The sequence below is a fragment of the Rhodanobacter ginsengisoli genome (assembly GCF_042657065.1).
Classification (GTDB): Bacteria; Pseudomonadota; Gammaproteobacteria; order Xanthomonadales; family Rhodanobacteraceae; genus Rhodanobacter; species Rhodanobacter ginsengisoli.
Genome location: NZ_JBHSNF010000001.1, coordinates 581,308 through 592,635, shown reverse-complemented (window position 1 = coordinate 592,635; position 11,328 = coordinate 581,308). Strand labels below are relative to the sequence as shown.

Sequence of the window (11,328 nt, the reverse complement as noted above, 5' to 3'; positions counted from 1 at the left end):
GCTCCCTCGCCGCGGCACCCGGCAGATCGGGTGCCGCGCAAGCCACGACGCCTCACCACGTTGCATGGGTGCGCCGCCCCGCCGTTGCCGGGGCGGCGTCACACCCCTGGATTCAGCATGACCGACATCAGCGACAGCGAACCCCACGACACCTCCACGGGCTACATGCGCCGCATCCGCAGCTTCGTGCTGCGCGAAGGCCGCATGACCCCCGCTCAGCAACGGGCGTTCGATACCCTGTGGTCGCGCTTCGGACTCGACTACCGGGGCAAGCCACGCGATCTCGACGCCAGCTTCGGGCGGCAGGCGCCGCACGTACTCGAGATCGGCTTCGGCAACGGCGAAGCGCTGGCCTGGGCCAGCGAGCACGACCTGGCGCGCGACTTCATCGGCGTGGAAGTGCATGGCCCCGGCGTCGGCCGCCTGGTGAACGCGCTGGCCGCACGCGATGCCGGCAATGTGCGGGTGTACCGGCACGATGCCGTGGAAGTGCTGGAACACGAGATCGCCCCGGCCTCGCTGGCCGAAGTGCGCATCTGGTTTCCCGATCCGTGGCACAAGAAGCGCCACAACAAGCGCCGCTTGATCCAGCCCGACTTCGCCGCGCTGCTCGCTTCGCGCATGGTGCCGAACGGCCTGCTGCACCTGGCCACCGACTGGCAGCCCTATGCCGAGCACATGCTCGACGTGATGGAGGCGGCACCCGGCTGGCGCAACGACCTCGGCCCGGGCCAGTACGCCGAGAAGCCCGCGTGGCGCATCGAGACTCACTTCGAGCGGCGCGGACTGAAGCTGGGGCATGGGGTGCGGGACCTGCTGTACCGCAGGGTCTGAACTCGTTGCTGCACCGTTTCGACACCGGCGTCGCGGGAAACGGCATCGTGGTGCATGCAACCGAGCCATCCATAGTGCGGCGATTCACCAGCCGATGCGCTGGCCCGCTTATACTCGCCCCATCCACCCAGGGACGAATCGACGCAGCGTGAAGCTTCCACTGCCCTGTCATATCCAGCATTCCCCGCCGCCCTTCCGGGACGTCCGCTAGTGGGACTGTCGCTCACTCCCGAAATGATCCTGGTACTCGGGCTGGTGGGCTTCACCATGCTGATGCTGGTGCTGGAATGGATCCGCGCCGACATGGTCGCGCTGCTGGTGGTGGTGGCGATCGGCCTGACCGGGCTGATTCCCTCCGACCGCGTGTTCAACGGCTTCGCCGGCAACGCGGTGATCGCGATCATCGCGATCATGATCATGGGCGAGGGACTGGACCGTGCCGGCGTACTCAGCCACACCGCGCACTTCGTGATGCGCATGGCGCGCGGCATGGAATCGCGCCTGGGCGTGGTGATCAACCTGGTGACCAGCCTGTTCAGCGCGGTGATCCCGAGCCAGGCGCTGGCCGCGCTGATGATCCCGGTCAGCAGCCGGCTGTCCGCGCGCACCGGTGTGCCGCTGTCCCGGCTGTTGCTGCCGATGGCGTTCTGCATCCTGACCGCCACCAACACCACGCTGATCGCGAACTCCCCGCTGATCGTGCTGAACGACCTGATCGCCAGCGCCAACCTCAACCTGCCGCCGGGTGCGCACACGATCCCGAAGTTCGGCCTGTTCAGCGTGACCCCGATCGGCCTCGCCCTGGCCCTGGTCGGCGTGCTCTATTTCTACCTGTTCGGCCACAAGCTGCTGCCCAGCCACGAGGACGAGCGGCTGAAGGTGACACCCGGACGCACCGAGAGTTACTTCGCCGAAACCTACGGCATCGGCGGCGAGACCGCCGAACTGACCGTCACCGCGGAAAGCCCGCTGGTCGGCATGAGCATCGGCGAGGCCGAATCGCTGTACGAGGCGCCGCTGATCCTGGCGATCAAGAGCGGCAACGACTCACGCATGGCACCGCCGGCCGATCATGTGATCTGGGTCGGCTCGGTGCTCGGTGTGCTCGGCCCGCGCGAGCAGCTGAGCCAGTTCGCCAACAACCAGCTGTGCCGGCTGTCCACCCGCATGCGCCAGCTCGGCGAGCTGTTCAACCCGACCCGCGCCGGCATCTCCGAGGTGGTGATCCCGCCCAGCTCGCGCTTCATCAAGCAGACCGTGGGCGAGTTGCGGCTGCGCAAGCGCTTCGGCATCTCGGTGCTCGCGGTGACCCGCGGCGACCAGGTGTTTCGCGATGACGTGCGCGCGGTGAGCCTGCGTGCGGGCGATACGCTGGTGCTGCACAGCAACTGGCGTGACCTGGCGCTGGCCTCGGAAGACAAGGATCTGGTCGTCGTCACCGACATCCCGAAGGAAGAACAGCGTCCCGGCAAGATCTGGCAGGCCGTGGGCTTCTTCCTGATGGCGCAGGGGCTGGCGCTGTTCACCAACCTCGACCTGTCGGTATCGATGATGACCGGCGCGATCGCGATGCTGCTGACCGGCGTGCTGAACATGGACGAGGCGTACAAGGCGGTCAACTGGAAGACGATCTTCGTGATCGCCTGCCTGATCCCGCTGGGCTGGTCGATGGACGCCACCGGCACCGCCGCGTGGATCGCACAGGAAGTGCTGCTGCATCTGGGCGGCGGCGCGCCCTGGGTGCTGCAGCTGTGCCTGGCGGTACTCACCCTGCTGTTCTCGCAGGTGATGTCGAACGTCGGCGCCACCGTGATGATGGTGCCGATCGCGATCAGCGTGGCGGTCGCCACCGGCGGCAATCCGTCGGCCTATGCGCTGATCGTGGCGGTGTCCTCGTCCAACACCTTCCTGCTCAGCTCGGGCCACCCGGCGCTGATGATGGTCACCGGCCCGGGCGGTTATCGCGGCAAGGATTTCCTGCGCGTCGGCGCACCTCTGACCGTGGTGGTACTGGTCGTCACCCTGGTCGTGGTCAACCTGATGTTCCATTGAATGCCCACCCGGGTCAGCGCGCCATGACGGTCAACTCCGCTCGCGGCAGCTCCGACAAGCCCGTGCCGCCCACGTCGCGGAGCGGCACGACGGTTGCGTGGTCGACGTCCTGCACGAGTGGCGGGCCGTGAGCGCTGGGATCACGTCCATGATCCCTGGGCGGATGCGGACGAGGCGCAGCAGAAACTCGGCATCCGGCCCATCGCGCAGGTCGAGGAAGGGGTCTACGACGCCGTGATACTCACCGTGGCCCACCGGTGTTTTGCCGAGCTGGGCAGCGAGCCCATCCGTCGCTTCGGGCGGGCAACCTGTGCGATCTTCGACATCAAGAACCTGCTGCCACGGGATGTCGCCGACGGCCGTCTGCAAGCGGCGGATCGGGCGGATCAGGCGCCGGGCAACAGGTGGATCTCGCCGCCCTCCACCCGCAGCGCCACTTCGCGCAGATGTTCGCCGCGGCAGGGTCCGGCGATGCACAACCCATCGACGCGGTTGAACGTGGCCCCGTGCACGGCACAGATCAGCGTGTCGTTCTTGAGCAGGAACTTGCCGGGAGCGTAATCGAGCCGGCGACCGGTATGCGGACAGATGTTGAGGTAGCCGCGCACCTGCCCGCCATGGCGCAACAGGATCAGATTCTCCTCGCCATCGGCCAGCACGGCATCGACCGCGCTGGCACCGCCATCCGGAATCTCGTCCAGCCGGCACAGCGGCTGACTTGTGGATTCGACCGGGGTAACTGTATCCATCGGCACTTGCCTCGCGGGCCGGTTGGCCTCATCGTTGTCGCGTAAGTCGTTGATTTTAACACACGGATTTTTAACACATGTACTTTTCCATGCCCTCCATGCGTCGCCCCCGTCACCCGCTGGCCCGTTTCCTGTCGCTGCTGCTGGGCATGGCGGTCATCGGTGTGTTGCTGGTGTTCGGGCTGGTCGTGGCCGGGGTGCTGCTGGTCGGCGGCATCGTGCTGCTGGCCGTGCGCCAGTGGAAGCATGCACGCAGCCCGGCGCAATCCGCGTCGTCGGTCTCCGCCCACCATCCGGCCGTGCTGGAAGGCGAGTTCGTGGTGGTCCGGAACCATCGTCCCGTCGCGCATTGAGCTCCGCCGCAACCGACTCCTGACTCAATCCGGGCGATCCCGCTGTCGATCACGGGGTGCCGCTTCGGCTGACGACAAGCGCTGCAGGCTCGCGGATAATGCGCCCTCCCCACACGATCCGCGCCCATGTCCGATATCTCTGCCCCTGCCGCGGCGGAATCACCGCACCCGCTGAGCGATCCCCGCTGGATGATTCCGTTGGCGCTGTTCGCGCTCTACGTGATCTGGGGCTCGACTTATCTGGGTATCCGCTTCGCGCTGGAAAGCTACCCTCCGTTCCTGCTCGCCGGCATCCGCTTCCTTTGCGCCGGCCTGGTGCTGTACGGCTTTCTGCGCCTGCGCGGGATGGCCTCGCCGACGCCCCTGCAATGGCGCAATGCCGCGTTCACCGGGTTGCTGCTGCTGGGCATGGGCAACGGCCTGGTCTGCTTTGCCGAAGAGCGGGTGAGCTCGGGGATCGCGGCGGTGGCGGTGGCCAGCATGCCGCTGTTCGCCGCGCTGTTCACCGGCCTGTATGGCCAGTGGCCGAACCGGCGGGAGATCGCCGGCCTGGCGATCGGCTTCGCCGGCGTGATCGTGCTGAACCTGGGCAGCAGCCTGTCCGGCTCGCGCCTCGGTGCACTGGCGCTGCTGGTCGCGGCGATGTGCTGGGCGTTCGGCTCGGCCTGGAGCCGGCATCAACAGATGCCCCCGGGGCCGATGAACACCGCCGCGCAGATGCTCTGCGCCAGCGTCGCCCTGCTGCTCGTCGGTTTTGCCGGCGGCGAGCACCTGCCGTCGCATCCCACCGTGCATGCCACGCTGGCGCTGGTCTACCTGGGCGTGTTCGGTTCGATCGTCGCGTTCAGCGCCTACCTCTACGTGCTCAAGCACGCCCGGCCGGCCTTGGCCACCAGCTACGCCTATGTGAATCCGCCGGTGGCGGTGCTGTTCGGTGTCATGCTGGCCGGTGAACATGTCGGCCCGTATGACCTCGCCGGCATGGCGATCATCCTGTTCGGCGTGGCGGTGATCACGCTGGCCCGGCAGAAGCGTCCCGCCTGAGTCCGTCCGCCGACCCCGGGCATGGCCGACTTGCCTGCATGCCGGGTCGGGCGCGACGATGTCGCGTCATCAGCGGAGAACGGAATGAACGCCTCGCAGGACGGATGGATGGCACGCGCCGCGCTGCGCTGTGCAACGTGGGCGGAGCAATGGTTTCCCGATGCCTGGGTGTTTGCCGCACTCGGCGTGGTCATCGTGACCGTGGCGGCGCTCGGCTTCGGCGCCGCGCCGACGGCCGCGCTGAACGCGTTCGGCGAGGGCTTCTGGAGCCTGATCCCGTTCACCATGCAGATGGCATTCGTGGTCATCGGCGGCTACGTGCTGGCCACCGCACCGGTGGTGGCACGCTTCATCGACGTACTCGCGCGCGCGCCACGCACGGGCCGGGGCGCGATCGTCTACGTGGCCCTGGTCAGCATGCTGGCGTCGCTGCTGAGCTGGGGTTTCTCGCTGGTGTTCGGCGGCCTGCTGGTGCGCGCGCTGGCCCGACGCCACGACCTGCGCATGGACTATCGCGCGGCCGGCGCGGCGGCCTACCTCGGACTGGGCGCGATCTGGGCGATGGGCCTGTCGTCGTCCGCCGCGCAATTGCAGGCCAATCCGGCCAGCATGCCGCCGGGCCTGCTGGCGATCACCGGCGTGCTGCCTTTCAGCCAGACGATCTTCCTGTGGCAATCGATGGTGCTGACCGGGGTACTGATCGTGGTCTCGCTGCTGATCTGCCGGGTCACGGCACCGTCGGACGCGTATGCCCGCACGGCAGCGGACTTCGATGCCGTCGTGGCGCCGGCGCCGCCCTTGCCGGCGCGCACGCGCCCCGGCGAATGGCTGGAGTACAGCCCGCTGCTGTCGATGGCGATCGGCCTGCTGGGCCTGGGCTGGCTCGGCCACGAGTTCGCCAGCAAGCCGGCGATCAGCGCGATCGCCAACCTCAATACCTACAATTTGCTGTTCCTCACCCTGGGCATCCTGCTGCACTGGCGCCCGCGCAGCTTTCTCGATGCGGTGACCCGCGCCGTGCCCGCCACCTCGGGCATCCTGATCCAGTTCCCGCTGTATGGCGGCATCGCTGCGCTGCTGACCCGGGTGCCGGGTGCCGGCGGTGTGACGCTGGCGCACCGGCTGTCGAAGCTGTTCGTGCATGTGGCCAGCACCGACAGCTTTCCCGTCGTGATGGGGGCCTACTCCGCCGTGCTCGGTTTCTTCGTGCCGTCCGGCGGCGGCAAGTGGCTGGTCGAGGCACCCTACGTGATGCAGGCCGCCAACGACCTGCACGTGCACCTGGGCTGGGCGGTGCAGGTGTACAACGCGGCCGAGGCGCTGCCGAATTTGATCAATCCGTTCTGGATGCTGCCGCTGCTCGGCGTGCTGGGATTGAAGGCACGTGACGTGGTGGGCTACACCTTCATCCAGCTGGTGGTGCACGTGCCGCTGGTGCTGGGCATGCTGTGGCTGCTCGGCACCACCCTCACCTACGTGCCGCCGATGCTGCCGTAGCCAGGCTTCCGGGAGCGCCTGCCGCACGCTCCCGGAAGTGTTCCCGCTACAACTCGCGCAATGCCGTAGTCACCGGCAACCGCGCCGCACGCAGGGCCGGGAACAGGCCACCGATGAAACCGATGGTCAGTGCCCACAGCAGGCCGACCCACAACAGCTCGGCGGATACCCTGAGTTCGAAGCTGAGCTTGCCGACCGTACCGGCAGCCAGTGTGGAGGCGCTGTAGCCGTTGAACAGCAGCCATGCGAGCAAACCACCGATGAGCCCGCCGAGCAGGGCCAGCAACATGGTTTCCAGCATCACCGCCACCACCACCGGCAGACCGCGGAAGCCGATCGCGCGCAACGTGGCGATCTCGCGGGCGCGCGCCGCCACCGCGGCGAACATGCAGTTGAGCGCACCGAAGATCGCGCCGATCGCCATGATCGCGCCGACCACGATGCCGATCACGGTGAGAAAGCGGCTCATGCCCTCGGACTGCTTGCTGAAGTAGTCCAGCGTGGTGCTGACATCCACCTTCAGCTGCGGATTCGCCTCCAGGCCGGCCTTGAACGCATCGAATGCCGCGGGATTCGCCAGCTTCACGGTGACCGAAGCGCGGCTGCTGCCGCGACGATAGGTATTCGCCACCACGTCGGCGTCGCCCCACACCTCCGAATCCATCGCGTCACCCGAGGAGAAGATGCCGACCACCGTCCAGAGCTGGCTGCCGAGCCGGACCTCGTGACCGGGTACCAGTCCTTCGAACTGCCGCGCCGCACCCTTGCCCACGATCAGCTCGCGCAGGCCGGGCTTGAAGTTGCGACCCTCGACGATCTTCAGGTTCGGCCTGACCGCGAATGCCTGCTCACCGACGCCACGCAGCTGCACGCTGCCTTCGTCGTCCGCCTGGCCACCCTTGAGCGGCAGGTTGGCCGCCACCACCAGCTCGGGCGAGGCGATCGGGCGTCCCTTCGCATCCTTGGCGATGCCTGCGGCCTGCTGGATCAAGGTCGCGCTGTCATGGTCGAGCACCGACATCACCTCGGAGGCGGAGGCGCCGCGCATCACGATGGCAGTGTCGGTGCTGCCGGTCTTGCTGAGCGTCTCGCGATAGCCGTCGCCCATCGCCAGCAGCGCGACCAGCACGCCGACCACGCCGGCGATGCCGATCACGATCACCGACGACATGCCGATCCGTTGGCGCAGCGTGCTGATGCCAACGGCGGTCACCGAAACTGCCTGCCGTCCCTGTCGGGTAAGCAGCATCCAGCCGCCGATGGCGATGACGAACAACAACACCAGCGTGGAAAAAAACAACATCAGGGAATGCAGGAACATGGATGTTCTCCTCAGCGACCGGCCAGTGCATCGACGATGTTCAGACGCATCGCGCGCATCGCGGGCAAGGCGCCCACCAGCAGGCCGACGATGATCATCAACAGCAACCCGTGCAACCAGATGCCACCGTCCACCGGCGCCATCGGAATCGCCCCGCCCATCGCCGCATGCACGCCACCGACCACCAGCATCGCCAGCGCCAGGCCCAGCACGCCCCCGAGCAGCAACAGCAGCACCGACTCGGCCAGCACCATGGCCAGCACGGCATGGCTGGAAAAGCCGATCGTCTTCAGCACCGCCAGTTCGGACGTGCGTTCGCGCACCGCCTGCATCATGGTGTTGCCGGACAGCAGCAGCAGGGTGAAGAACACCGCGCCCATGATCGAGCTGACGATCAGCCCGATATCTGCCAGCTGCTTCATCCACGAGGCGGTCGCCGCTGCCTCGGTCTGGGTGCGGGTTTCGTGATCGGAGTTGGCCGAGATCGCATCGATCGCCTTCGCCACCCGATCCGCCTGGTTGACGTCGCTGACACGCGTCACATACCAGCCGACCTGGCCGCGATTGTATGGCGTGGTCTCGTCGAAGTACTTCCAGTGCAGCAGGAACAGCTGGTCGTAGAAGCCGGCAGCCTTCTTGTCCTTCGAATGCATGATGCCGGCGATGTCGAACGTCCAGTTCTTGCTGCCTTCGTGGTTCGGGAAGATGGTCGACTGCATCGGGATCTTGTCGCCGACCTTCCAGTGGAACCGCTGGGCCAGTTTCTCGCCCACCAGCGCGCCGGTGCGGGTATCGTCGAAGGCCTTGCGCTCGGCCGCACTGACCGCGATCTCCGGATAGATGTCGATGTAGTTCGGCGCCACCGCGAAACTGAAGACCTGGTTGTGCGGATCCTGGTAGGCACCGCCGAACCAGTTCGCGTAGGTGACCATCTTCACGCCGGGCACCTGCGCGATGCGTGCCTCCAGCGACGACGGCAGCGTCTGGATGAAGGAAAGTTTCGAGCCGGTCTGCAACCGTTCCGCGCCATTGGCGCTGTTGCCGGCCTGGTCGAAGCCGGTGCGCACCGCATCGAGCATGCCGAACAGCAGGAACGCCGCGATGATCGACACCAGGGTGAGAATCGTGCGGGTCTTGCGCCGGAACAGCGCCGCCCAGATCAGATGAAGGTATTTCATGAGAAATGCTCCTCTGCAAAGCCGCTTCTCTCCGCCGGGGAGACCAATTGGCAGGACTGCCAATTTGCACGACGCACGTCGCCCGGAGGGTGAGCGCCAGGGATGGCGCGAATGAAGGTGGCCCGAAGCGATGGGCGAAGGTTTCGGGATCGTGATGAAACGAACATGATCCGGATGCTGCTCACGCGGTCGCCTGCTCGACCAGGGTGCCCTTGTCCAGGTGCAGGGTATGGCGAGCGTATTCGGCAGCCTTCGGATCGTGCGTGACCATCACGATGGTCTTGCCGTGCTCTCGGTTGAGCTGCTGCAGCAAGCCCAGCACGTCCTCGGCCGACTGACGATCGAGGTCACCGGTCGGCTCGTCGCAGACCAGCAGCGCGGGATCGGAAACGATGGCACGGGCGATCGCCACGCGCTGCTGCTGACCGCCGGAAAGTTCGCCAGGCTTGTGCGTGGCGCGATCGGCCAGGCCCACCAGCTGCAACGCGATCGACGCGTTCTTCCTGCGCTGTGCCGCTGACAGCCTGGTCAGCAGCAGCGGCAGCTCGACATTGCGCTGCGCCGACAGCATCGGCATCAGGTTGTAGAACTGGAAGATGAAGCCGACATTCGAGGCGCGCCACTTCGCCAGTGCGCCACCACCGAGCTGGTCGATACGCTGACCGCCCACGACGATGCTTCCCGCACTCGGTGCATCCAGCCCGCCGATCAGGTTGAGCAAGGTGGTCTTGCCGGAGCCGGACGGCCCCATCAGCGCCAGGAAATCGCCCTCGGCGATGTCGAGGTCGACGTGGTGCAGCACCTCGACCTTCTGCTTGCCGCGTTCGTAGGTCTTGGCCAGGTTGTTGATCTCGATCAGCGTGCCCATGGCGGTTCTCCAGATGGCTGTACGGATACGTGGTGAAGCGTTCTTGTGTATGAAAACAGGGGGAATGCGGCGCTTCCTTTTCCGCGCTTTAGCGAATGGATGCAACTACGGCTTGGCCGTCCGGACGTCCGAACCGTCCCGCAGCCCGGCCGGCGGCGCAATCACCACGCGATCGCCCGGCTTCACCGCCGCGGGCAGCAGGCGCAACTCGCCGTAGGTCCGGGGGGCCGGGCTCACCGTGCGCCGATGCACGCGGTCGCCGTCGAGCACGAACACCACGCTGTGCCCGTCGCGCTGCACGATCGCCGCCGCCGGTACCAGCACGCCCTGCGGAACCTGCGCTTCGGTCTGCGGCCGCTCTTCCAGGAACGAGACCCGTGCGCCCATGTCGGGCACCACGCGGGCATCCTTCCTTTGCAGGGCCACGCGGACCTTGATGGTGGCCTTGCCGCGATCGGCGGTAGGCACGATGGCGACCACGTGGGCGGGAATCTTCCAGTCGGGGTAGGCGTCCAGCACCGCTTCGGCGGCCATGCCCGGCTTGATCCGGCCGATGTAGGCCTCATTGACGTCCACGTCCACTTCCAGCGAATCCATGTCGACGATGGTGCCCACGCCGGTGCGGGTAAAGCCGCCGCCGGCCGACAGCGGCGAGATGATCTCGCCGACCTGCGCATCCTTGGTGGTGACCACGCCGCTGAACGGCGCACGCACCACGGTGTAATCGAAGTTCACCTTCGCGACCTTGGCCTGGGCATCCGCCGACCTGGCCTGCTGCTGCTGCGCGTGGAGCTGGGCGCGCAGGCTGTCGACCTGGGTCCGGGCCTGCTCGGCACTCTGCCTGGAAACGAGCCCGCGGGCAGCGAGCGACTGCAGTCGCGCCGCATCGTGCTCGCTCTGCGCCAGTTGTGCCCGATTCTGCGCCAGCAGCGCATGCGCCGCATCGGCCTGCGCCCGCGCCGCGGCGAGGTTGGCCTTGTAACCGCTGTCGTCCAGCCGCGCCAGCACCTGGCCCTGCCTCACGTGATCGCCCTCCTCGATCAACACCGCCGTCAGCGTGCCGGTGATCTGCGCCGACACCGTGGCCTGCCGCCGCGCGGTGACATAGCCGGTCGCCTGCAGCACCGCGCCAGCCTCGCTGTCGGAACCCGGGCTCACTGCCTGGGCAACCTGCACCGTCACGACCCGGTGACCCAGCCAGGCCCAGCCGATGCCACCGAGCAGCAGCAGGATGGCTATCGCGCCGCCGGCAAGCCATGGCCAACGCCCCGGATCGCGTCCCTGATCCTCGCGCTGATGCCGCTCGATGCGCAGTTCCTTCAACAGATCGGCGTTGTCCACTCGTGTTCCCCGCCCGGCGCTGCCGGTTGCTCGATGGATACAAGTCTGGCCGATCGACCGTCCCACGATCAGGGCGCGGCATCAGCCATCG

Annotated in this window: 10 protein-coding genes; 5 read left to right on the top strand and 5 right to left on the bottom strand. The window is 67.0% G+C overall.

What is annotated here, in order from left to right:
* Positions 1-117 precede the first annotated feature (117 nt).
* Both trmB and ACFPPA_RS02480 read left to right on the top strand, forming a co-directional pair.
* Positions 118-834 carry a tRNA (guanosine(46)-N7)-methyltransferase TrmB gene (gene trmB, locus ACFPPA_RS02485; protein WP_377316940.1) on the top strand — a complete coding sequence of 239 codons (717 nt, stop codon included), beginning with the start codon at positions 118-120 and terminating at the stop codon, positions 832-834.
* A 234-nt stretch (positions 835-1,068) separates the two neighbouring features.
* Positions 1,069-2,886: an SLC13 family permease gene (locus ACFPPA_RS02480; protein ID WP_377319429.1), complete on the top strand. Its 1,818-nt coding sequence runs from the start codon at positions 1,069-1,071 to the stop codon at positions 2,884-2,886.
* Between the two features lie 386 nt (positions 2,887-3,272).
* Here the strand turns inward: ACFPPA_RS02480 and ACFPPA_RS02475 are convergent, their stop codons facing one another.
* Positions 3,273-3,635 (bottom strand): Rieske (2Fe-2S) protein, encoded by a 363-nt coding sequence (locus tag ACFPPA_RS02475; protein ID WP_377316938.1) that lies wholly within the window; start codon positions 3,633-3,635, stop codon positions 3,273-3,275.
* Between the two features lie 77 nt (positions 3,636-3,712).
* On the opposite strand from ACFPPA_RS02475, the gene ACFPPA_RS02470 reads away from it, so the two are divergent.
* The 3 genes from ACFPPA_RS02470 to ACFPPA_RS02460 all read left to right on the top strand — a co-directional run bounded on the left by ACFPPA_RS02470 (position 3,713) and on the right by ACFPPA_RS02460 (position 6,529).
* Positions 3,713-3,988 (top strand): hypothetical protein, encoded by a 276-nt coding sequence (locus tag ACFPPA_RS02470; protein WP_377316936.1) that lies wholly within the window; start codon positions 3,713-3,715, stop codon positions 3,986-3,988.
* A 126-nt stretch (positions 3,989-4,114) separates the two neighbouring features.
* A complete protein-coding gene (yedA, locus tag ACFPPA_RS02465) occupies positions 4,115-5,032 on the top strand; it encodes a drug/metabolite exporter YedA (protein WP_377316934.1) in 918 nt (305 codons plus the stop codon).
* Between the two features lie 108 nt (positions 5,033-5,140).
* A complete protein-coding gene (locus tag ACFPPA_RS02460) occupies positions 5,141-6,529 on the top strand; it encodes a short-chain fatty acid transporter (protein ID WP_377319428.1) in 1,389 nt (462 codons plus the stop codon).
* Positions 6,530-6,575: 46 nt separating this feature from the next.
* On the opposite strand, the gene ACFPPA_RS02455 is transcribed toward ACFPPA_RS02460, so the two are convergent.
* The 4 genes from ACFPPA_RS02455 to ACFPPA_RS02440 all read right to left on the bottom strand — a co-directional run bounded on the left by ACFPPA_RS02455 (position 6,576) and on the right by ACFPPA_RS02440 (position 11,237).
* Positions 6,576-7,832 (bottom strand): ABC transporter permease, encoded by a 1,257-nt coding sequence (locus ACFPPA_RS02455; protein ID WP_377319427.1) that lies wholly within the window; start codon positions 7,830-7,832, stop codon positions 6,576-6,578.
* A gap of 29 nt (positions 7,833-7,861) precedes the next feature.
* Entirely contained in the window at positions 7,862-9,028 is a 1,167-nt protein-coding gene (locus ACFPPA_RS02450; RefSeq protein ID WP_377316932.1) for an ABC transporter permease, read from the bottom strand.
* A gap of 181 nt (positions 9,029-9,209) precedes the next feature.
* Positions 9,210-9,896 carry an ABC transporter ATP-binding protein gene (locus ACFPPA_RS02445; RefSeq protein ID WP_377316930.1) on the bottom strand — a complete coding sequence of 229 codons (687 nt, stop codon included), beginning with the start codon at positions 9,894-9,896 and terminating at the stop codon, positions 9,210-9,212.
* A 105-nt stretch (positions 9,897-10,001) separates the two neighbouring features.
* Positions 10,002-11,237, bottom strand: a complete 1,236-nt coding sequence (locus ACFPPA_RS02440) for an efflux RND transporter periplasmic adaptor subunit (RefSeq protein WP_377316928.1) — start codon at positions 11,235-11,237, stop codon at positions 10,002-10,004.
* Positions 11,238-11,328 lie beyond the last annotated feature (91 nt).

What these genes read in the sequence shown, in the direction of transcription:
- trmB (WP_377316940.1), top strand. Translation starts at nt 118, where the DNA reads ATGACCGACATCAGCGACAGCGAACCCCACGACACCTCCACGGGCTAC.
- ACFPPA_RS02480 (WP_377319429.1), top strand. Translation starts at nt 1,069, where the DNA reads ATGATCCTGGTACTCGGGCTGGTGGGCTTCACCATGCTGATGCTGGTG.
- ACFPPA_RS02475 (WP_377316938.1), bottom strand. Translation starts at nt 3,635, where the DNA reads ATGGATACAGTTACCCCGGTCGAATCCACAAGTCAGCCGCTGTGCCGG.
- ACFPPA_RS02470 (WP_377316936.1), top strand. Translation starts at nt 3,713, where the DNA reads ATGTACTTTTCCATGCCCTCCATGCGTCGCCCCCGTCACCCGCTGGCC.
- yedA (WP_377316934.1), top strand. Translation starts at nt 4,115, where the DNA reads ATGTCCGATATCTCTGCCCCTGCCGCGGCGGAATCACCGCACCCGCTG.
- ACFPPA_RS02460 (WP_377319428.1), top strand. Translation starts at nt 5,141, where the DNA reads ATGGCACGCGCCGCGCTGCGCTGTGCAACGTGGGCGGAGCAATGGTTT.
- ACFPPA_RS02455 (WP_377319427.1), bottom strand. Translation starts at nt 7,832, where the DNA reads ATGTTGTTTTTTTCCACGCTGGTGTTGTTGTTCGTCATCGCCATCGGC.
- ACFPPA_RS02450 (WP_377316932.1), bottom strand. Translation starts at nt 9,028, where the DNA reads ATGAAATACCTTCATCTGATCTGGGCGGCGCTGTTCCGGCGCAAGACC.
- ACFPPA_RS02445 (WP_377316930.1), bottom strand. Translation starts at nt 9,896, where the DNA reads ATGGGCACGCTGATCGAGATCAACAACCTGGCCAAGACCTACGAACGC.